General features: G+C 52.6%; 23 protein-coding genes. 20 read left to right on the forward strand and 3 right to left on the reverse strand.

Going from position 1 to position 21,520, the window contains the following annotated elements; genetic code table 11:
• The first annotated feature begins 185 nt into the window (after positions 1 to 185).
• The 19 genes from msrP to J1784_RS13265 all read left to right on the forward strand — a co-directional run bounded on the left by msrP (position 186) and on the right by J1784_RS13265 (position 17,263).
• Complete coding sequence (gene msrP / locus J1784_RS13175; RefSeq protein ID WP_217149595.1) at positions 186 to 1,187, forward strand: protein-methionine-sulfoxide reductase catalytic subunit MsrP; 1,002 nt, start codon at positions 186 to 188, stop codon at positions 1,185 to 1,187.
• Positions 1,188 to 1,206: 19 nt separating this feature from the next.
• Positions 1,207 to 1,809 carry a protein-methionine-sulfoxide reductase heme-binding subunit MsrQ gene (gene msrQ / locus J1784_RS13180; protein WP_217149596.1) on the forward strand — a complete coding sequence of 201 codons (603 nt, stop codon included), beginning with the start codon at positions 1,207 to 1,209 and terminating at the stop codon, positions 1,807 to 1,809.
• A gap of 241 nt (positions 1,810 to 2,050) precedes the next feature.
• Positions 2,051 to 2,503, forward strand: coding sequence for a type II 3-dehydroquinate dehydratase (gene aroQ, locus J1784_RS13185; RefSeq protein ID WP_013577295.1), 453 nt, complete (start codon positions 2,051 to 2,053; stop codon positions 2,501 to 2,503).
• Positions 2,504 to 2,535: 32 nt separating this feature from the next.
• Positions 2,536 to 3,000 carry an acetyl-CoA carboxylase biotin carboxyl carrier protein gene (accB, locus tag J1784_RS13190; RefSeq protein WP_013577296.1) on the forward strand — a complete coding sequence of 155 codons (465 nt, stop codon included), beginning with the start codon at positions 2,536 to 2,538 and terminating at the stop codon, positions 2,998 to 3,000.
• 11 nt (positions 3,001 to 3,011) lie between these two features.
• Positions 3,012 to 4,361 (forward strand): acetyl-CoA carboxylase biotin carboxylase subunit, encoded by a 1,350-nt coding sequence (gene accC, locus J1784_RS13195; protein WP_056776169.1) that lies wholly within the window; start codon positions 3,012 to 3,014, stop codon positions 4,359 to 4,361.
• Between the two features lie 75 nt (positions 4,362 to 4,436).
• Positions 4,437 to 4,679 carry a YhdT family protein gene (locus J1784_RS13200; RefSeq protein WP_217149597.1) on the forward strand — a complete coding sequence of 81 codons (243 nt, stop codon included), beginning with the start codon at positions 4,437 to 4,439 and terminating at the stop codon, positions 4,677 to 4,679.
• The gene (gene panF, locus J1784_RS13205) at positions 4,669 to 6,114 is read left to right on the forward strand and encodes a sodium/pantothenate symporter (RefSeq protein ID WP_217149598.1); all 1,446 of its coding nucleotides are present in this window, start codon (positions 4,669 to 4,671) and stop codon (positions 6,112 to 6,114) included. Before J1784_RS13200 ends, panF begins: the two co-directional genes overlap by 11 nt.
• 43 nt (positions 6,115 to 6,157) lie before the next feature.
• Complete coding sequence (prmA, locus tag J1784_RS13210) at positions 6,158 to 7,042, forward strand: 50S ribosomal protein L11 methyltransferase (protein ID WP_217149599.1); 885 nt, start codon at positions 6,158 to 6,160, stop codon at positions 7,040 to 7,042.
• Between the two features lie 146 nt (positions 7,043 to 7,188).
• Positions 7,189 to 7,941 (forward strand): carbonic anhydrase, encoded by a 753-nt coding sequence (locus J1784_RS13215; RefSeq protein ID WP_338019908.1) that lies wholly within the window; start codon positions 7,189 to 7,191, stop codon positions 7,939 to 7,941.
• Positions 7,942 to 8,341: 400 nt separating this feature from the next.
• Complete coding sequence (gene dusB / locus J1784_RS13220) at positions 8,342 to 9,307, forward strand: tRNA dihydrouridine synthase DusB (protein ID WP_217149600.1); 966 nt, start codon at positions 8,342 to 8,344, stop codon at positions 9,305 to 9,307.
• A 21-nt stretch (positions 9,308 to 9,328) separates the two neighbouring features.
• The gene (gene fis, locus J1784_RS13225) at positions 9,329 to 9,625 is read left to right on the forward strand and encodes a DNA-binding transcriptional regulator Fis (RefSeq protein ID WP_004097144.1); all 297 of its coding nucleotides are present in this window, start codon (positions 9,329 to 9,331) and stop codon (positions 9,623 to 9,625) included.
• Between the two features lie 198 nt (positions 9,626 to 9,823).
• Positions 9,824 to 10,255, forward strand: a complete 432-nt coding sequence (locus tag J1784_RS13230) for a DoxX family protein (RefSeq protein ID WP_420803970.1) — start codon at positions 9,824 to 9,826, stop codon at positions 10,253 to 10,255.
• Between the two features lie 418 nt (positions 10,256 to 10,673).
• On the forward strand, positions 10,674 to 11,591 hold the full coding sequence (gene lpxP, locus J1784_RS13235; RefSeq protein WP_217149601.1) for a kdo(2)-lipid IV(A) palmitoleoyltransferase: 918 nt from the start codon (positions 10,674 to 10,676) through the stop codon (positions 11,589 to 11,591).
• An 86-nt stretch (positions 11,592 to 11,677) separates the two neighbouring features.
• Positions 11,678 to 11,863: a hypothetical protein gene (locus J1784_RS13240; RefSeq protein ID WP_217149602.1), complete on the forward strand. Its 186-nt coding sequence runs from the start codon at positions 11,678 to 11,680 to the stop codon at positions 11,861 to 11,863.
• 144 nt (positions 11,864 to 12,007) lie between these two features.
• Positions 12,008 to 12,694 carry a CTP synthase C-terminal region-related (seleno)protein gene (locus J1784_RS13245; protein WP_217149603.1) on the forward strand — a complete coding sequence of 229 codons (687 nt, stop codon included), beginning with the start codon at positions 12,008 to 12,010 and terminating at the stop codon, positions 12,692 to 12,694.
• 372 nt (positions 12,695 to 13,066) lie between these two features.
• Positions 13,067 to 14,092 (forward strand): amino acid ABC transporter substrate-binding protein, encoded by a 1,026-nt coding sequence (locus J1784_RS13250; protein ID WP_217149604.1) that lies wholly within the window; start codon positions 13,067 to 13,069, stop codon positions 14,090 to 14,092.
• Positions 14,093 to 14,195: 103 nt separating this feature from the next.
• Complete coding sequence (locus J1784_RS13255) at positions 14,196 to 15,374, forward strand: amino acid ABC transporter permease (protein ID WP_217149605.1); 1,179 nt, start codon at positions 14,196 to 14,198, stop codon at positions 15,372 to 15,374.
• Between the two features lie 9 nt (positions 15,375 to 15,383).
• Positions 15,384 to 16,493, forward strand: coding sequence for an amino acid ABC transporter permease (locus tag J1784_RS13260; RefSeq protein WP_420803971.1), 1,110 nt, complete (start codon positions 15,384 to 15,386; stop codon positions 16,491 to 16,493).
• 8 nt (positions 16,494 to 16,501) lie between these two features.
• Positions 16,502 to 17,263: an amino acid ABC transporter ATP-binding protein gene (locus tag J1784_RS13265; protein WP_274387326.1), complete on the forward strand. Its 762-nt coding sequence runs from the start codon at positions 16,502 to 16,504 to the stop codon at positions 17,261 to 17,263.
• 321 nt (positions 17,264 to 17,584) lie between these two features.
• On the opposite strand, the gene J1784_RS13270 is transcribed toward J1784_RS13265, so the two are convergent.
• Positions 17,585 to 18,274 (reverse strand): LrgB family protein, encoded by a 690-nt coding sequence (locus tag J1784_RS13270; protein WP_217149606.1) that lies wholly within the window; start codon positions 18,272 to 18,274, stop codon positions 17,585 to 17,587.
• The gene (locus J1784_RS13275) at positions 18,267 to 18,689 is read right to left on the reverse strand and encodes a CidA/LrgA family protein (RefSeq protein ID WP_217149607.1); all 423 of its coding nucleotides are present in this window, start codon (positions 18,687 to 18,689) and stop codon (positions 18,267 to 18,269) included. Before J1784_RS13275 ends, J1784_RS13270 begins: the two co-directional genes overlap by 8 nt.
• A 144-nt stretch (positions 18,690 to 18,833) precedes the next feature.
• On the opposite strand from J1784_RS13275, the gene J1784_RS13280 reads away from it, so the two are divergent.
• Positions 18,834 to 19,712, forward strand: coding sequence for a LysR family transcriptional regulator (locus tag J1784_RS13280; protein WP_217149608.1), 879 nt, complete (start codon positions 18,834 to 18,836; stop codon positions 19,710 to 19,712).
• 72 nt (positions 19,713 to 19,784) lie between these two features.
• On the opposite strand, the gene J1784_RS13285 is transcribed toward J1784_RS13280, so the two are convergent.
• Positions 19,785 to 21,434, reverse strand: coding sequence for a Na+/H+ antiporter (locus J1784_RS13285; RefSeq protein WP_217149609.1), 1,650 nt, complete (start codon positions 21,432 to 21,434; stop codon positions 19,785 to 19,787).
• Positions 21,435 to 21,520: the final 86 nt, after the last annotated feature.

Here is a 21,520-nt window from a genome sequence, read left to right on the forward strand (position 1 = left end):
GCTTCCATTGATAGCATAGCAACGTAAAAAACAATCAATTCAGAATTCTTATAGAAATGAGCCAAAGGCATTTTTTTTTAAATTCGGTATTTGAAGAGTTCATCTCGCAAAACCCCCGGTTTCACGCCATGCTCTGTCTATAACCATAAAAATGAATCATATAAAACAAACTGCCGGAGAATGCTATGTTCAAACCCCGCAAACTCACTGAAGCCGATGTCACACCCGAAGATATTTTCCATGACCGGCGCAAAGTCCTACAGGCACTGGGGATCAGTGCTGCGGCGCTGGCCATTCCGCAGGATGCCCGGGCTGATCTGCTTTCCTGGTTTAAAGGCCACGACCGGCCACCTGCGCCTGCAGGCAAACCGCTCGATTTCACTAAACCAGCTGCCTACCAGAATGATTTGCCGCTGACGCCGGAAGATAAAGTCTCCGGCTATAACAATTTCTATGAATTCGGGCTGGATAAAGCCGATCCCGCAGCGAATGCCGGGCAGCTGGTCACCTCGCCGTGGAAAATAACCATTGATGGCGAAGTCGCAAAACCCATGACGCTGGATATGGACGACATCATGAAGCGCTTCCCGCTCGAGCAACGGATCTACAGGATGCGTTGCGTCGAAGCCTGGTCGATGGTGGTTCCCTGGGTAGGCTTCCAGCTCAGTGAAATCCTCAAACTCGCCGAACCGACCAGCAATGCGCGTTATGTCGCGTTTACTACCTTATATGACCCTGAACATATGCCCGGTCAGAAAGACCGGTTTATCGGCGGCGGGCTGAATTATCCCTATGTTGAAGGCCTGCGTATAGATGAAGCGATGAACCCGCTGGCGATGATGACGGTCGGCGTTTATGGCAAAGCCCTTCCCCCTCAGAACGGGGCGCCCATCCGTCTGACCCTTCCCTGGAAGTACGGCTTCAAGGGGATTAAATCCATCGTGAATATCAAATTCACCAAAGATGAGCCGCCGACGACCTGGAACCAGATTGCCTCGAATGAATACGGATTTTACGCCAATGTGAACCCGCATGTTGATCACCCGCGCTGGTCACAGGCGACGGAGCGATTTATCGGTTCGGGCGGATTGCTCGATGTCCAGCGCCAGCCAACCCTGCTGTTCAACGGTTATGCTGAACAGGTGGCTTCGCTGTATCACGGCATGGATTTGCGTAAGTTCTATTAAGGAAGGGGAAGTTTCAGTTATGCGTCGTTTAAGCCCTGCAAATATTACCTGGCTGAAGGTGATCATCTATCTTTGCGCCATTTTGCCCTTACTCTGGATTATTCTCTCGATAAATCAGGGCTGGTTTAGTGCCGATCCCGCCAAGGATATTCAGCATTTTACCGGTAGGATGACTCTGAAATTTTTGCTGGTTACTCTGCTGGTCACGCCCGTCGCGCGTTACGGTAAACAACCGCTGCTGATCCGCACCCGCCGTTTGCTCGGTTTATGGTGTTTCGCGTGGGGAACGCTGCATCTTCTCAGCTATTCCTTCCTCGAATTGGGCATCAACAATCTCCGACTGCTCGGCAGTGAACTGATTTCCCGCCCGTATCTCACGCTGGGCATCATCTGCTGGGTTCTGCTGCTGGCCTTGGCCTGTACTTCTACACTGTGGGCACAGCGCAAAATGGGCGCAAAATGGCAGAAGTTGCACAACTTCATTTATCTGATCGCGGTTCTTGCGCCGATCCATTACCTTTGGTCGGTAAAAGTGCTATCCCCGCAACCCGTCATTTACGCGTTACTTGCGGTCATCTTGCTGGCATTTCGCTATAAAAAATTCCGTCAGTGGCTGCGATAAGCTGCGGAACTTTTATGTGTTCTGCCCCTCATAATTTCGGCAATCACCCTCACATTCACGGGGCGAGGGTTGATTATCTTCGCTGATAAGACCAGTATTTAGCTGCGAATTGCCACGATATCATTATAATGCCCGACCTCATGGTGAAGAGACGGGACGATTTGCCGCGAAATAGGTGACAAATCGGTGACATCAGGGTATTTTCTACAATCTTTGTCTAATTGCCGGAGATAGGCTCACAATGGCGCATAAGTTTGACATTTTGCTACTAAACGGTCCTAACCTGAATTTGCTAGGAACCCGTGAGCCTGAAACGTACGGACACACCACGCTCAACGATATTGTTAAAGGTTTGGAAGTTCAGGCTGCTGCTGCTGATGTGGCACTGAGCCATCTGCAATCCAACGCAGAACATGTCCTGATTGAACGCATTCATCAGGCACGCGGAAACGTTGATTTTATTCTGATCAACCCCGCGGCCTTTACCCATACCAGCGTGGCGCTGCGCGATGCATTACTGGGGGTTTCGATTCCGTTTATCGAGATCCATCTGTCGAATGTACATGCCCGTGAAGCGTTCCGGCATCATTCCTATCTTTCCGACATCGCAGTGGGCGTTATTTGCGGACTTGGCGCAGATGGCTACCACTTTGCATTACAGGCAGCGGTTAACCGCTTGTCAAAAACCCACTAATTTCTACGCAAAAAGAGTACGGAATCACACCCATGGATATTCGTAAAATCAAAAAACTGATCGAACTGGTTGAAGAATCAGGCATTTCTGAACTGGAAATTTCTGAAGGCGAAGAATCAGTACGTATCAGCCGTGCTGCACCTGCGCAGGCTTATCCTATGATGCAACAGGCTTATGCAATGCCTGTTCAACAACAGCCAGGTCTGGCTGCTGCGGTTGCTCCGGCGGCTGCACCGGCAGAAGCAGCTCCGGCTGCAATCAGTGGCCATATCGTTCGCTCACCGATGGTAGGTACCTTCTACCGTACGCCAAGCCCGGACGCTAAAGCCTTCATCGAAGTGGGTCAGAAAGTGAACGCCGGCGATACCCTGTGTATCGTTGAAGCGATGAAAATGATGAACCAAATCGAAGCAGACAAATCCGGTGTTGTTAAAGCAATTCTGGTAGAAAGCGGCCAACCGGTTGAATTCGACGAGCCGCTGGTCGTCATCGAATAACGAGGCGTACCATGGTAGATAAAATTGTTATCGCGAACCGCGGCGAGATTGCCCTGCGTATTTTGCGTGCCTGTAAAGAAATGGGCATCAAAACCGTTGCAGTGCACTCCACCGCTGACCGTGACCTGAAACACGTGCTGCTGGCAGATGAAACCGTCTGTATCGGTCCTGCACCTTCAGTAAAAAGCTATCTGAACATCCCTGCCATTATCGCTGCGGCAGAAATCACTGGCGCGGTGGCTATTCACCCGGGCTATGGTTTCCTGTCCGAGAATGCCGATTTTGCAGAGCAGGTTGAGCGTTCTGGTTTTATTTTCATCGGCCCGAAAGCTGAAACTATTCGCCTGATGGGTGACAAAGTTTCTGCGATCCACGCGATGAAAGCGGCTGGTGTACCTTGCGTACCAGGCTCAGACGGCCCGCTGGGCGACGACATGGATCAAAACCGTGGCTTCGCTAAACGCATCGGCTATCCGGTCATCATCAAGGCCTCTGGCGGCGGCGGTGGTCGTGGTATGCGCGTTGTGCGCAGCGACAAAGACCTCGAGCAGTCCATTAACATGACCCGTGCTGAAGCCAAAGCGGCTTTCAACAACGACATGGTTTACATGGAAAAATACCTGGAAAACCCACGTCACGTGGAAATTCAGGTACTGGCTGACGGTCAGGGCAACGCGGTTTATCTGGCTGAACGTGACTGCTCCATGCAGCGTCGTCATCAGAAAGTCGTGGAAGAAGCGCCGGCACCAGGCATCACTGAAGAACTGCGTCGTTTCATCGGCGAACGTTGTTCAAAAGCCTGTGTGGATATCGGCTACCGTGGCGCGGGTACTTTCGAGTTCCTGTATGAAAACGGCGAGTTCTTCTTCATCGAAATGAACACCCGTATCCAGGTTGAGCATCCGGTTACCGAGATGATCACGGGTGTGGATTTGATCAAAGAGCAGCTGCGCATTGCGTCCGGCCAGCCATTGTCGATCAAACAAAGCGAAGTGAAAGTCAAAGGCCATGCGGTGGAATGCCGTATTAACGCGGAAGACCCTAACACCTTTCTGCCGAGCCCGGGCAAAATCACTCGTTTCCACGCACCTGGCGGCTTCGGTGTTCGTTGGGAATCGCACATTTACGCAGGCTACACAGTGCCTCCGTACTACGATTCCATGATTGGTAAACTGATCACTTACGGCGAAACCCGTGAAGTGGCGATTGCCCGCATGAAAAATGCGCTGGCAGAACTGATCATCGACGGCATCAAAACCAACATTGAACTGCAAATGCGTATTATGGACGACGAGAACTTCCAGCATGGTGGGACTAACATCCACTATCTGGAGAAAAAACTCGGTTTGCAGGAAAAATAATAAGACCGTACCGTTGCGTACATTCTTATCAAGGCCGGATATTCCGGCCTTTTTTTCATTTATGGGGAGGGAGAAATGGATAAACGTTTCTTACAAGCCAACCGTGAAGCCCGCTGGGCGTTTGGGCTGACGATTGCTTATCTGCTGGCATGGAGTTTTGCCGCTTATATTCCTGATGATAAACAGGGTATTACCGGGTTGCCGCACTGGTTTGAAATGGCGTGCATGCTGGTACCACTGATTTTCGTGCTTTTAAGCTGGCTGATGGTTCGTGTGATTTTCCGCGATATTCCGCTGGAGGACAGTGATGAAGACTGAAGTTCTGCTGCCACTTATCGCCTATCTGCTGCTGGTATTCGGCCTGTCTGTGTATGCCTACACACGCCGCCAACAGGGCAACTTCCTCACTGAGTATTTTCTTGGCAATCGCTCAATGGGCGGCTTCGTGCTGGCCATGACCCTGACCGCCACCTATATCAGCGCAAGTTCTTTTATTGGCGGTCCAGGCGCGGCCTATAAGTTTGGCCTCGGCTGGGTATTGCTGGCGATGATCCAGCTGCCTGCGGTCTGGTTGTCGCTGGGGGTTCTGGGTAAGAAATTCGCCATTCTGGCGCGGCGCTATAATGCCGTCACACTCAACGATATGTTGTTTGCCCGCTATCAGAGCCGTTTACTGGTCTGGCTGGCAAGCCTGAGCCTGCTGGTCGCATTTCTGGGCGCTATGACCGTCCAGTTCATCGGCGGCGCTCGTCTGCTGGAAACGGCTGCCGGTATTCCTTACGACACCGGTCTGCTGATTTTCGGCATCAGTATCGCACTGTATACGGCGTTTGGCGGTTTTCGTGCCAGCGTACTCAATGATGCCATGCAAGGGCTGGTAATGCTGCTGGGCACCATTTTGCTGCTGGTGGGCGTCATTCATGCCGCGGGCGGTCTGCACAGCGCAGTCGATAAACTTCAGCAAATTGATCCGAAACTGGTATCGGTTCACGGCGGAGGTGACGTTCTTTCGCTGCCGTTTATGGCTTCTTTCTGGATTTTAGTGTGCTTTGGCGTAATTGGTCTGCCGCATACTGCCGTGCGTTGTATCTCTTATAAAGACAGCAAAGCGGTGCATCGCGGCATTGTACTGGGTACGATTGTAGTCGCCATTCTGATGTTCGGTATGCATCTGGCCGGTGCGCTCGGGCGCGCTGTTTTACCGGATCTTAAAATACCCGATCAGGTGATCCCGACGCTGATGATCACCGTGCTGCCCCCTTATGCCGCCGGTATTTTCCTTGCCGCGCCAATGGCGGCGATTATGTCGACCATCAACGCACAGCTTTTACAGTCATCAGCGACTATCGTTAAAGACTTATACCTGGGCGTTAAACCGGATCAGCTTAGCAATGAGCGCAAATTAAAACGCTTCTCAAGCTGGGCCACGTTTGTGCTCGGATTACTGGTTCTGCTGGCCGCATGGCGTCCGCCGGAAATGATTATCTGGCTTAATTTGCTGGCCTTTGGCGGACTGGAAGCGGTATTCCTGTGGCCACTGGTACTCGGATTGTACTGGGAGCGCGCTAACGCCACGGGGGCGCTGAGCTCAATGATTGTTGGCGGCGTTTGTTATACCCTGCTCGCCAGTATCGACGTGCATATTGCCGGTCTGCATCCGATTGTACCGTCGCTGTCGCTGAGCCTGCTGGCGTTTTATGTCGGCAATAAATTTGGAAAACAGCCACAAGAAACCGTACTCAAGCCGTCCTGACCGGGCGGCACTGATTTTACAGATTGTTAAGAAGAGAATGGCTATGCCTTGGATCCAACTGAAAATTAATACTACCGGTAATGATGCGGAAACGCTGAGCGACGCGCTTATCGAAAGTGGCGCTGTGTCTGTGACTTTCCAGGACACACACGATAATCCGGTCTTCGAACCTCTGCCTGGCGAAACTCTGTTGTGGGGCGATACCGACGCCATCGGCCTGTACGATGCAGAAACCGACATGGAAGAAGTGATAGCCATGCTGGAAAACGAACCGCTGCTGGGCAAAGGTTTCGTGCACAAAATCGAACAACTGGAAGACAAAGACTGGGAGCGCGAATGGATGGACAACTTCCACCCGATGCGTTTTGGCGAGCGCCTGTGGATTTGCCCGAGCTGGCGCGATGTCCCGGATCCGACTGCGGTCAACGTGATGCTCGATCCGGGTCTGGCGTTTGGTACCGGCACTCACCCGACTACCGCGATGTGCTTGCAATGGCTCGACAGCCTGGACCTGACAGATAAAACCGTGATCGACTTCGGTTGCGGTTCGGGCATTCTGGCGATCGCCGCACTGAAACTCGGCGCAAAACACGTCGTCGGGATCGATATCGATCCGCAGGCGATCCAGGCCAGCCGCGATAATGCCGAGCGTAATGGCGTTTCAGAGCGTCTGTCGCTGTATCTGCCAAAAGATCAGCCTGAGAACCTGTCAGCCGACGTGGTCGTCGCTAACATCCTTGCCGGCCCTCTGCGCGAGCTGGCGCCGCTGATTGGCGTCCTGCCTGTCGCGGGTGGTCATCTGGGGCTGTCCGGCGTACTGGCGAGCCAGGCGCAAAGCGTCGCGGATGCATACAAAGATAAATTCGAGCTGGATCCGGTTGCTGAAAAAGAAGAATGGTGTCGCATAACGGGCGTTAAAAACGCCTGATTTGCAGCCTCCCGCTTTTTCTTTTTTTGCAGAAAGAGCGGGATCTCCCCCAAAATCCATTTCAGGCCTTCTCCCGCATTTCACCTGCCCCACAAAACCCTTACACTTCACATGGTTTTTCACTCCATAAATGAAAGGGATATCTCGTGAAAGGAACAATACTGACTACCACAATGGCCGTACTGATGCTGTCGGCTTCCGCACACCCCGCCTTCGCCAATGAAGCGCCACACTGGTCCTACGATGGCGATGCCGCTCCGCAAAACTGGTCGAAACTCAGCCCTGATTTCCATCTGTGTGAGCAAGGCAAAAATCAGTCTCCGGTGGATATCAAAGATGCGTTGCAGGTGCACCCTCGTCCTCTCAAGGTCAGCTATGAGTTGCCGCCGGTGAATGTCATCAACAATGGCCACAGCGTGCAGGTGAATGTCCAGCAGGGCGATTTTGTGACGCTGGACGGGGAGAAATTCGTCCTCCAGCAATTCCATTTCCATTCCCCGAGCGAAAATACCCTCGATGGCAAATCCTTCCCGATGGAAGCACATTTTGTCCATCTGGACTCAACCGGAGAAGTTGCGGTCGTTGCTGTGATGTTTGAAACCGGCAAAGCCAATCCTGAACTGGAAAAAATCTGGCAGCAAATGCCAGAACATATTGGAGAAACCCTCGCGCTGAAAGATAAAGTCAGTCTCAAAGGTCTGCTGCCCAAAGATACGACGCATTACCGATTCAGCGGTTCTCTGACCACTCCGCCATGTTCTGAAGGCGTTCGCTGGCTGGTGTTAAAACAACCTGTGACCCTCTCTGAAGCGCAACTGGAAAAATTCCAGCACACGAGACAACATGCAAACAATCGTCCCGTACAGAACCTTCACGGTCGCACGATTGTCGCCGAGTAATTCCTTCTGACATCAGAGGCACGGAGTTTAACGCTGCTGCCTCTTTTCCATTGTTTCTGAAACTCACCTACGCTTACTAAAAATAAGTCACTTTTTAACCAAAAGACGATCTGCGTCACGGAATTTTGTGGTTGTTGCTGCTTAAAACATCAACCCTGCCCTTAGAATCCACTGATATAACAGGGTGTTTCAGAGAGATATTAGGAATTTGCTTAAGCGCACAATTTAACCACCGTCACATAAGCCAATGTAAAACCAAGATAAATAATTGAGTTGTGCTGATTTACACCGTTGGCAAGGGATTTTCTTATCGAGTTGCTCAAAGTTTGGCCTTTCATATCGCTACGAAAATGCGTAATATACGCGCCCTTGCGGACATCAGTATGGTCATTCCTAGTTCATGCGCATCGGACACCACCAGCTTACAAATTGCCTGATTGCGGCCCCAATGGCCGGTATCACTGACCGACCCTTTCGTGCCTTATGTCATGCGATGGGGGCTGGAATGGCAGTATCTGAAATGCTCTCCTCCAATCCGGAGGTGTGGCAGACGGATAAGTCACGTTTGCGCATGGTACATAACGATGAACCGGGGATCCGCGCCGTGCAAATTGCCGGTTGTGACCCCGAAGATATGGCGGCTGCTGCACGAATTAACGTGGAAAGCGGTGCGCAAATCATTGATATCAATATGGGCTGCCCGGCCAAGAAAGTGAACCGCAAACTGGCAGGTTCTGCATTACTGCAGTATCCGGATTTGGTTAAACAAATCCTCACTACCGTTGTGAATGCGGTAGATGTGCCAGTCACGTTGAAAATTCGTACTGGTTGGGCACCGGAACACCGTAACTGTGTACAAATTGCCCAATTGGCTGAAGACTGTGGAATTCAGGCCCTGACTATTCATGGCCGAACCCGTGCCTGCCTCTTCAATGGAGAAGCAGAGTACGACAGTATTCGGACAGTTAAGCAGAGTGTTTCCATTCCGATTATCGCGAATGGCGACATAACTGACCCGCATAAAGCCAGAGCGGTGCTCGACTACACCGGAGCTGATGCTCTGATGATAGGACGTGCCGCTCAGGGGAGACCCTGGATCTTCCGGGAAATCCAGCACTATCTGGACACAGGGGAACTGTTACCGCCACCGCCTTTGGGTGAGGTACAGCGCTTGTTAATAGGGCACGTACGGGAATTGCACGACTTTTACGGTCAAGGCAAGGGATTCCGTATCGCCCGTAAGCATGTTTCATGGTATCTCCAGGAACATGCCCCGAGTGACCAGTTTCGGCGCTCCTTCAACGCCATAGAGGATGCCAGCGAACAGCTGGAGGCGTTGGAAGCATATTTCGAAAATCTTGCGTAACAAAAAAGAGCTGACAGAACTATGTTCGAACAACGCGTGAATTCTGACGTACTGACCGTTTCTACCGTTAATTCTCAGGATCAGGTAACCCAAAAACCCCTGCGTGACTCGGTAAAACAAGCACTTAAGGGCTATTTTGCTCAATTGAATGGTCAGGACGTGAATGACCTGTATGAGTTGGTATTGGCTGAAGTTGAACAGCCACTGTTAGACATGGTGATGCAGTACACCCGTGGCAACCAGACTCGTGCGGCCCTGATGATGGGTATCAACCGCGGTACGCTGCGTAAGAAATTGAAAAAATACGGCATGAACTGATACTAATCAGTCGATGTCTTAAAAAGGCGCTTTTCCGCAAGGAGGGCGCCTTTTTGTTTTCTGCTTTACCAGCAGGCCTTTAGCTGAAAATTTGCTCAAAACCTAACCCAGATCAACCCAAATGAGAATAATTCTCCCCTCTGTTCAGCCATTAAGAATTACTTTAGAGAGACAATAAAAACGTCTCCCGGAGTCATAATGATGAAGCAACTCTATCTTCGTTTTACCGCCACGCTGAACAAACCTGATCTGGCTATTTTGCTGTTGCGTATCACATACGGTCTGCTGATTTTTCATGGCTGGCATAAACTTCACGACGGGCTGGGCGGTATTCAGGGCATGCTGGCGGGCTATGGCATTCCTGCATTTGTCGCCTATGGCGTCATCATCGGCGAGGTTATTGCCCCTGTCATGATGATGTTGGGGATTTTCACCCGTCTCGCCGCCCTGTCTGCGGCAGCGACAATGGTAGTCGCCTGGCTGATGGTGGGTATTCACCATACTTTTGCATTATCACCGGTCGGTGCCTGGGCCATTGAAGACATCGTGTATTACTTCATGGCAGCCATCGTGATCGCGCTGTACGGTAGTGGCCGTTATTCTGTAATGAGCAACCCGCTGTACCGCTGATATTTCGTTTCAGCATGTCTGAATCGTCAGGCATGCTGATACCCCACTCAGGCTGCTTTGGTTTCTTAAAGCTAATCCCTTCTTTCCGTTGTGCTTTCGCTCGCTGGCCCAAAAGGTGACGTAAATAAACGGTAAATAGTGCGTTTATCGGACAATTACCCCCTCCGGTTAGATCAACCAGCATGTTATACTCTACGTAAGAGTCGTATTCGCCCGCTCAACGCCTACGGACAGCCCTTCAGCTTCGCGATCCCGCCTTTTAACAGTGTCTTTATAGAGTAAAAATTGCGTCAACTTGTGTCTTTTCAAAAACATTTGCCGACACACGCTGTCCCACTCTTTGTAAGACAATCCGTATCGCGACTGAGGCATCTCCTTACGCGTTACCCCGGTTTTTTATGCAGATGATTAGGCTTTTATGACTTCTCCTCGCTTTCGCGCTTCATTTTTACATCCACGCTACTGGCTGACCTGGTTTGGTCTGGGCGTCCTGTTCCTGTTAGTTCAGCTCCCTTATCCGGTGTTAAATCGTCTGGGGATCTGGCTCGGCCGAACGTCGATGCGTTTCCTTAAGCGCCGTGTGTCGATCACCCGCCGCAACCTGCAATTGTGCTTCCCGGAATTGCCTTCTGATCAGGTTGAAGCACGCATCGTCAGTAACTTCGAATCTCTCGGCATGGGCTTGCTGGAAACCGGTATGGCCTGGTTCTGGTCAGATGCCCGTGTGAAACGCTGGTTTGACGTCAGCGGTCTGCACAATCTGAAAAAGGCGCAGGAAAACAAACAAGGCGTACTGGTGATTGGTGTGCATTTCATGTCGCTGGAACTGGGTGGCCGCGCGATGGGTTTATGTCAGCCGATGATGGCGATGTACCGACCGCACAACAATAAAGCGATGGAATTCGTGCAGACCTGGGGGCGTATGCGCTCCAACAAGGCCATGCTGGATCGCAAAGATTTACGCGGTATGGTTCACGCGCTGAAAAAAGGCGAAGCGGTCTGGTTCGCGCCGGATCAGGACTACGGCCCGCGTGGCAGCGTCTTTGCACCTTTATTCGCGGTAGACCAGGCAGCAACGACCAGCGGTACCTTTATGCTGGCGCGTCTGGCGAAACCTGCGCTGGTTACTGTAGTACTGGTACGAAAAGCCCTCGGTAAAGGCTATGAACTGGTTATCCAGCCGCAATTGCAGGATTACCCGATTGACGACGAAATGGCCGCTGCGGCGTACATGAATCGCGTGATCGAGAAAGAAATTATGCGTGCGCCAGACCAGTACCTCTGGCTGCATCGCCGCTTTAAAACCCGTCCGGCAGGAACGCCTTCTCTTTATTGATAAGTGCCAGACGTGATAAAACAGAAGCCCGATGCAATGCGTCGGGCTTTTTCATTGAACGCATCCATAAGAGATTTGTAATTTTCATGGCTAAAAAACCTGACGCGACACCTTCCATCTTTGACCATCTCAAAGAGGAAGACAGTTTTGACCTCTGGGGGCGCTCCGGCCTCAGTACAGCACTGAATAAAGCCAAGCCCAAAGCACCGGACAATGAGCAGATTGCCGCTGCGCGTAAGCTCATCAAAGGCAATGCCGACAAGAGCGAATGATGTGAAAACGTCGCCTGACAGTAACCCACTTCATGTGGGTTTTTTAATGGCTTTATCTGCGCAAACAAGCTGATGAAAATAATTCTCACGACAGATTAATCGCTTTTCTGTAACCTCTATTTTTACCTGCCCTGGAGAGAAGTGATGAAAACCTCTGTTCGTCTGGCGCTGGTCGGAGACTACAATTCCGCGATCACGGCCCACCAAGCTATCCCCCTTGCTATCGACCTTGCAGCACAACACTTCAGCACTGAAATTCACGCCGACTGGCTTGCGACCGACACCATAACCCCTGAAATTTTGCAAAACTACGACGCTTTCTGGTGTGTTCCCGGCAGCCCGTATCGCTCAACCGAAGGCGCCCTGAGCGCCATCCGTTTTGCCCGAGAAAATCGTAAACCTTTCCTGGGTACCTGCGGCGGTTTTCAGCATGCGATTATCGAATATGCCCGTAACGTGATGGACTGGCAGGATGCCGGACACGGCGAAACCGACACTGAAGGCCGGCTGGTGATCAGCGCCTTGTCGTGCGAAATGGTAGAAGTTAAAAATACCCTCACCTTTACCCAGGACAGCCTGCCAGCACGCGCCTATGGCCGGCTGGAAGTCGAAGAGGGTTATCACTGCCGTTACGGCATAAATCCCGCTTTTCAGACCGCGCTGGAGGCGCAGCCATTGCGGATGATAGGGCACGATGCCACGGGCGAAGTTCGCGCCATCGAACTGCCCGGCCATCCGTTTTTTGTTGCAACGTTATTCCAGCCGGAACGCGCCGCACTAAAAGGTCAGCTCCCGCCGCTGGTGGCTGCACTGATAAAGTCCGTTCTCTGAGCCCGCCTGTTTCTGAATGTCTCTCAGGCCATCCGGTCTGAGAGATTTATTCATCGTTTTACCTCATTTTTTTACCAAATATGACACCGTATTTCCCTTCCCTTCAAAGACCGCGATCTGCACTCCAATATTGAAATAATCCGCACCCTTTTAAAGCAGCCACATTGACCGCGCACTGAAACAGGGCAATAAGTTTTATAACGCCCGTCAATGTTACTGTGCAATTCCAGTGCGTGACTTGATTGATGGCGCGTTTTTCATGTTGGCACTCCCTTTGCAATGACAGGTGCAGAGGGCGTTGCCCCATAAACAGACAGGGTGCTCCGGCACTCACACAATAATAATTTTCAGTTTTGTCTCACAGGACGCTTTATGAAAAAAATATTGCTCTCAACGCTGATTGCCGCAGCAAGCTTCGTGACACTGGCTGGTCAGGCTCATGCAGGTACCACTCTGGATGCAGTTAAAAAGAAAGGATTTGTTCAGTGCGGCATCAGCGACGGCCTTCCTGGCTTCTCGTATGCTGACTCCAAAGGCAAATTCACCGGTATCGACGTTGACCTCTGTCGCGCGGTAGCTGCCGCCGTGTTTGGTGATTCTGAAAAAGTGAAATACACCCCGCTGACGGCAAAAGAGCGTTTCACCGCGTTGCAGTCTGGCGAAGTAGACATCCTGTCCCGTAACACCACCTGGACCTCTTCCCGTGACGCGGGCATGGGGATGATTTTCGCTGGCGTAAATTATTACGACGGTATCGGCTTCCTGACTCACCAGAAAGCGGGCCTGAAAAGCGCCAAAGAACTCGACGGCGCAACTGTCTGTCTGCAAGCCGGTACAGATACTGAACTGAACGTAGCTGACTACTTCAAAGCCAACAAAATGACCTACACTCCGGTCACCTTCGACCGTTCAGACGAAAGCGCCAAAGCGCTGGACTCAGGTCGCTGTGATACCCTGGCATCTGACCAGTCTCAGCTGTACGCTCTGCGTATCAAACTGGGCAAACCGGATGACTTCATCGTTCTGCCAGAAGTGATTTCTAAAGAACCTCTGGGTCCGGTTGTTCGCCGTGGCGACGAAGACTGGCTGGCCGTCGTGCGCTGGTCACTGTTCGCGATGCTGAACGCCGAAGAGATGGGCGTGACTTCTGCCAACGTCGATCAGCTGGCGGCCAACCCGACTACACCTGATATGAGCAACCTGCTGGGCAAGACCGGAACGTACGGTGCTGATCTGAAAGTGCCAAACGACTGGGTAGTTAAAATCGTTAAACAGGTCGGCAACTACGGCGAAAGCTTCGAACGTAACGTCGGTCAGGGCAGCGAGCTGAAAATCAAGCGCGGTCAGAACGCATTGTGGAATAAAGGCGGCATCCAGTACGCGCCACCAGTCCGCTAAATATCCTTTCTACAAGAAATTGAAAAGTGTTTAAGGAAGCTGATGCACCGGTCGTTCCCCGGTGCATCACTTCCACAGTTTTACCTGCAGGTCGAGGTTAAAAATGTCGCAACGCCCAACCGTTAAGGCTTCGTTCTCGCTGACCAACCCAGCGGTACGCGCCTGGATTTACCAAATTTTCGCGGTGGTGTTGCTGGTAGCCTGTCTGGGTTACCTGCTCCACAACACCATTACCAATCTGACTACACGAGGGATCACCTCGGGATTTGCGTTTCTTGAAAAAGGTGCCGGTTTCGGCATTGTTCAGCATCTTATTGACTACCAGGAAGGCGACACTTACGCCCGCGTATTTGTTATCGGTCTGCTGAATACCCTGCTGGTTTCCGCACTGTGTATCGTATTTGCTTCGATTCTCGGGTTCATTATCGGCTTAGGACGTCTTTCCGATAACTGGCTGATCCGTAAAGTCTCGACGGTGTATATCGAGACGTTCCGTAATATTCCACCGTTGCTGCAAATCTTCTTCTGGTACTTCGCCGTACTGCGCAATCTGCCGGGCCCGCGTCAGAGCCTGAAGGCGTTTGATCTGGCTTTCGTCAGTAACCGCGGTTTGTATCTGCCGTCACCGGAACTCGCACCAGCTAGCCTGGCGGGTTTTATCGCCCTGTTGCTGGCGATTTTTGGCATCGTCGCGCTGCAACGCTACAACCATTTTCGTCAGACCCACACCGGACGCGTCTGGCATATCTGGCCATGGGCGATTGTTATGCTCGTCGCGTTTCCGGTGCTGGCGCACCTGATTTTCGGGCCTGCGCTGCATTGGGATGTCCCTGCACTGCGCGGTTTTAACTTCCGTGGCGGCATGGTGCTTATCCCGGAACTGGCGGCGTTAACGCTGGCGCTGTCGGTCTATACCTCGACGTTTATTGCCGAAGTGATCCGCTCCGGCATTCAGTCGGTGTCGCACGGTCAGCATGAAGCCGCCCGTTCGTTAGGATTGCCGAATCCGGTCACGCTGCGACAGGTTATTTTGCCGCAGGCAATGCGGGTGATTATTCCGCCGCTGACCAGCCAGTATCTGAACATCGTGAAAAACTCCTCTCTGGCGGCCGCGATCGGTTATCCGGATATGGTGTCGCTGTTCGCCGGAACGGTGCTCAACCAGACCGGACAGGCGATTGAAACCATTGCGATTACCATGTCGGTTTACCTGATCATCAGCCTGGTGATTTCGTTCCTGATGAATATCTACAACCGGCGTATCGCGCTGGTCGAGCGTTAAGGGAAACCCATGACGATGACAACACTTCCTCCCGGAGTCAGAGCCGTGAAGCCCGGTACGCCACTGGGTACCGCCGTACTCTGGGCGCGTAAAAATCTGTTTTCCAGCTGGTTTAACAGTTTGCTGACGCTGTTTTGTTTATGGCTGATGTGGCTGGTTATCCCTCCGCTGCTGAACTGGGTGATTTTCCAGGCCAACTGGGTCGGTACGGCACGAACTGACTGCACCAAAGCCGGTGCGTGCTGGGTGTTTATCCACGCGCGTTTCGGCCAGTTTATGTATGGTTTATATCCGTTTGATCAGCGCTGGCGCATCAACGTCACGCTGATTGTCGGATTGCTGACACTGGCGCCCATTTTCTTTAAAGCGACGCCGCGTCGCGGACGTTATATCGCCTGCTGGATGGTACTGTTCCCGATTTTCACCTGGTTCATGTTGTATGGCGGATTCTTTGGCCTGAGCCGCGTCGAAACCCGCCAGTGGGGCGGCCTGACGCTGACGCTGATTATCGCCGCCGTCGGCATCGCCGGGGCCTTACCCCTGGGGATTATGCTGGCGCTGGCACGCCGTTCACGTCTGCCGATCGTGCGTATTCTGTCGGTCGTTTTCATTGAGTTCTGGCGCGGTGTGCCACTTATCACCGTCCTGTTTATGTCCTCGGTGATGCTGCCGCTGTTTATGACCGAAGGAACGAGTATCGACAAACTGGTGCGTGCGCTGGTGGGTGTGGTGCTGTTCCAGTCGGCGTACGTCGCAGAAGTGGTGCGCGGCGGGCTACAGGCACTGCCGAAAGGACAGACCGAAGCCGCCGAATCACTGGCGCTGGGTTACTGGAAAACGCAGGGATTAGTCATTCTGCCGCAGGCGCTGAAAATGGTGATACCGGGTCTGGTAAACACCATCATCGCGCTGTTCAAAGACACCAGTCTGGTGATCATCATCGGTCTTTTTGACCTGTTCAGCAGCGTACAGCAAGCCACCGTCGATCCGGAATGGCTCGGCATGTCGACCGAAGGCTACGTCTTCGCCGCTGCCGTCTACTGGATTTTCTGTTTTAGCATGTCGCGTTATAGCCAGCATCTGGAAAGACGCTTTCACACCGGACGTTCCGCACACTGAGGTAAACCATGAGCGACCATCAAGTCACTGAAAACCAAAATATGATGATCACGCTGGAAAACGTGAATAAGTGGTACGGACAATTCCACGTATTGAAAGACATTAACCTGAGCGTCAAACCACGCGAACGTATCGTGCTGTGCGGACCTTCCGGTTCAGGAAAATCAACGACTATCCGTTGCATCAACCATCTGGAAGAACACCAGCAGGGGCGCATCGTGGTCGACGGCACCGAGCTGAATGATGATTTACGTAACATCGAACGCGTGCGTACCGAAGTCGGCATGGTGTTCCAGCACTTCAATCTGTTCCCGCATCTGACCGTATTGCAAAATTGCACTCTGGCACCCTGCTGGGTGCGCAAGATGCCAAAAAAAGAAGCCGAAGAACTGGCGATGCATTATCTGAAACGCGTGCGTATCGCCGAGCATGCCAATAAATTCCCCGGCCAGCTTTCCGGCGGTCAGCAGCAACGCGTGGCGATCGCCCGCTCGCTGTGTATGAAGCCAAAAATTATGCTGTTTGATGAACCGACTTCGGCGCTTGATCCGGAAATGGTGAAAGAGGTGCTGGACACCATGATCACTCTGGCGGAAGAAGGCATGACCATGTTGTGTGTGACGCATGAAATGGGCTTTGCACGAACCGTCGCTGACCGGGTGATCTTTATGGATCGCGGGGAGATCGTAGAAGAAGCCCCGCCGCTGGAGTTCTTTGCAAATCCGAAGTCAGCGAGAACACGGGAGTTCCTGGCACAGGTGATTCATTAAGCGGGTGGCGCAGCTTTTTAAAAATAACTGAAGACAGTTTTTTATCTTTTAGAAAGGTTGATTGGCGTACTCAAAAATGGCACCGAATGAACGGTTCGAGACCCAAGGCTCGAAACCTGAAATTCGGGAATCGCGCAGCGATGACATTTTGCGCCACTCATTATTGCCAAGGAGTATGTCCGTCATGGCTGCGGTAGCGCGCAGTAAAAGAGCCGGTGATTCTTAAGAGGCGCGGCGATAGGCGCCTCTTAAGGCCAGTGTGGGTGGCAACCCACGACCTTGGATTTGACCTTAAAGTTTCAGATCTTTTTCAAAAGATCATCACCACATCAGTACTCCGATCATCGGTGCTATCACCACGGTGACAACCCCGGCCAGCATCATCACCAGACTGGAAACGACACCTTCTTCCGCGCCCAGTTCATAGGCTCTTGCCGTGCCGGCACCATGCGACGCCGCGCCAAACCCGGCGCCTTTTGCCAGGCCACTTTTCACTGCCAGACGCAGGAACAACATATCGCCCACCGCCATGCCGAATACGCCGGTGATCACCACAAACAGCGCGACCAGATCCGGCTGACCGCCCATTTGCTTCGCAGCCGCCAGCGCGAATGGCGTGGTGATGGAACGTACCGCCAGACTACGCTGGATCTCTTCCGGCAACGTCAGCATCCGCGCCAGCCAGACGGAGCTGGTGACCGCTACGACAATCGCCGTCAGCACGCCCGCGCTCAGCGACATCCAGTGACGACGGATCACCGCCATATTTTCGTAAACCGGCACTGCGAACGCGATAGTGGATGGCCCGAGCAGCCACAGCAGCCAGTGCGTTTCGCCGATGTAATCCTGATAAGACGTGTGCGTCACTACCAGCAAAATCACCAGCACAATCGGCGTGAAGACCAGCGGCATCAGCAGCAAAGTGCGCTTCTGGCGATAGAGTTTTTTGTTGGCGTAATACAGGCCAAGCGTGATGACAAAACACAGAATGCTGATGAGTAAATCAGTCACGGGCCGTCTTCCTCGCCGCCAGACGTTGTTCCAGCCGGTAAACTTTATCGACCACCACCGCTGTCGCGCCCAGCGTCAGTAAGGTACTGATACCAATGACCAGAAAGATTTTCCAGCCCTCGATCATCAGCAACTGGGCGTAATTCACCACCGCCACCACGGCGGGTACAAAGAACAGCAGCATTTCCGCCAGCAGCCAGCGTGAACCGGCTTTCACCCATTTCACCGGCAAAACACGGAACATAATCAACAGCAAAAGCATCAGCATCCCGACAATATTGGCGGGCAAAGGCAGATGTAACAGAGTGACCAGACGGTCGGCAATAACGAATAACACCGCGTACAACACCACCTGAACGGGGATCTGACAGCGGGTCAGCAGGGACGGCGCTTTAGTGCGCAACGCCAGCAACATGGGGACGACCTCAAAAGAGGAAAAAGAGTGAAAATGAAGTATACGCTGGCAGGAAACCGGTAAAGAAATGAATTAAAATCATAAAAATGATTCCAGTTTGGAATACTTTGTTACTCGCCGCTCTGAACGGGGAAACATCAGCTCATGGACGTCCGTACCTTACGCTATTTTGTCGAAGTGGTTCGCCAGCAAAGCTTCACCCGCGCGGCGGAAAAGCTGTTCGTCACCCAGCCGACGATCAGCAAAATGCTGCGCCATCTGGAAGAAGAACTGGAATGCACACTGATTATCCGTGAAGGACGCCGCTTGCGTCTCACCGACAGCGGCCAGGCGTTGTATCAGCGCGGGCTGAATATTCTCGAAGAATTCCGCCAGCTCGAAGCCGAACTCGAAGACATTAATTCGTTGAAATCGGGTCATTTGCGGCTGGGTATTCCACCCATGGTCGGCACACAAATCGCGCCACTGATCGGCAGTTTCCGCCAGCAATATCCCGGCATTGAACTGATAATTTCCGAATTTGGCGGCCTGACGGTGCAACAGGCGGTGATTTCCGGTGAGCTGGATCTGGCGCTGACCGCCCTGCCCGCCGATGCGGTGCCATCTATCGCCTCAATTTTGTTGTTCAGCCATCCGCTGTGCGTGGTAGTGCCGCGCACGCCGCACTGGCTGAACCGCACGCGCATCGGGATAAGTGATCTGTCTGACGAAAGTATTCTGATTTATAACGAAGATTTTGCGCTGTACCGGCAGCTGATGGATGCGTTTTCCGCCCACGGTTTCACACCCAAAATTGCCGCCCGCAGCGGGCAGTGGGATTTCTTAGCAGCGATGGTACAGACGGGTATGGGCGTGGCGATTTTGCCGGAGCCTGTTTGTCAGCGGCTGGATAAAAACGCGCTGATGTGGCTGCCGCTGGATCCGCTGATGCCGTGGCAGCTTGGGCTTATCTGGCATCAGGGCAGTTATCTTTCGCACAGCGCGCAGGCGTGGATCACGCTGTGCCGTGACTACTGGAAATAGCCGGAAGTTGTAGGAAATAAAAAACCGCGAGCCCTTTTCAGAGCGCGCGGTTTTGTTCAGTCCCGGCAGAAACTAAACTTCTTTTTCGACCAGTAATGCTTCCAGCAAATCGAGATCGTGCAGCAACTTTTGCAGCGTCTCGTTACTGATTTTTTGCGTCGCACGCAGGTGGTAAAGCTCACCACGTTCAGCGCGCAGCGCGGTCAGACGGAAGCGACGCTCGAGGTTTTCCAGCTTCAGCGCAGTTTCCATATCATCACGATTGGCCGTGCGTCGCCGCAGTGTACCGATAACACGCGAGCTGATTTCCTTCAGCGTCTGCTCATCAATGTTTTCTTCGGTATCCGCCGCCAGACGTTCTTCCATCTTATGCAGGCTTTCTATCGCCACTTCCGCCGCGATGGATTTCGCCATCCGTTCTTCTTCGCGATAAGCCGTCCCATCCGCCACCACCACGCCTTTAAGCAGGAACGGCAAGGCAATCACACCGGCAATCAGGGAGAACAGAATGACGCCGGTCGCCAGGAACACCAGCTGATAGCGCGACGGGAACGCTGAACCATCGGCCAGAAATAACGGAATCGACAGCACACCGGCCAGCGTAATCGCCCCACGCACACCGGCAAAAGACGCCACCCACAGCTCACGCGTACTGTAGCTGCCAAACAGCAGCGGTTTCTTTTTCAGGAAACGGTTGCTGAAATTCTTCATCACCCACAGCCAGACAAAACGCAGGATCAGCAGTGCAAAATAGATAATCCCGACGTCAGCGAACAGATGCCACGTCACGATGGACGGGTCGTGAGTTGCCTGATCAATCGAGTTCTCAAGAATGCCCGGCAATTGCAGGCCCAACATGATGAACACCATGCCGTTGAACACGAACTCGAGCATTGCCCAGACGCTGTTCGCACGCAGACGCATCGCCAGCGGCGCGTTACGGATAATGCCCGACTGGCTGATGGTCATACCCGCAGCCACGGCGGCCAGAATGCCGGAAACGCCAATGTGTTCGGCAATCAGATAAGACGCAAACGGCAGCAACAGCAGGAAGACGATTTGTGTCGCCGGATCATCGCCGCTCCAGCGGCTCATAATGCGCAGCGATTTACTGTACAACCAGGTGACCGCGACACCGGCCATCAGGCCGCCGATCGCCACTTTCAGAAACTCAACGCTGGCACCACCGACGGTAAAGATCATCGTGCCCATCGCAACCGCGATAGCAAATTTCAACGACACCAGACCGGATGCGTCATTCATCAGCGCTTCACCTTCCAGCACGCTCATGATCGACTTAGGAATACGGCCCTTACCGACAATCCCGCCTAATGCCACGGCATCGGTCGGGGACAGCACTGCCGCGAGTGCAAAGGCTGCAACCAGTGGAATATCCGGCACCATCATATAAATCAGATAACCGATACCAACGACGGTGAGCAGCACCAGCACCAGCGCCAGCCCGAGAATTTCGCGGCCGTGGTGGAGAAATTCACGGGTCGGGGTTTTCCAGCCATCGGCAAACAGCAATGGCGGGATGAACAGAACGAGAAACAGTTCCGGATCGAAGTCCACATGCAGGCCAAAATTGGGCCACGCCAGCAAAGCACCGACGGCAATCTGCATTAATGGAAGAGGAACCTGGAATGGCAACATTCTGGTGACGATACCGGAGAGTGACACCACCAGAATCAAAATCAGAATGGTAAAGAAGATTTCCATGCTTTCCTTAGACTCTTGTTTTTATGAATTCAACCGGACGCAGGTGAGTGAATCCGGGACGGACTTTGGAATAGTAGATCAAAAGG

The sequence above is a fragment of the Rahnella ecdela genome (assembly GCF_019049625.1).
Classification (GTDB): domain Bacteria; phylum Pseudomonadota; class Gammaproteobacteria; order Enterobacterales; family Enterobacteriaceae; genus Rahnella; species Rahnella ecdela.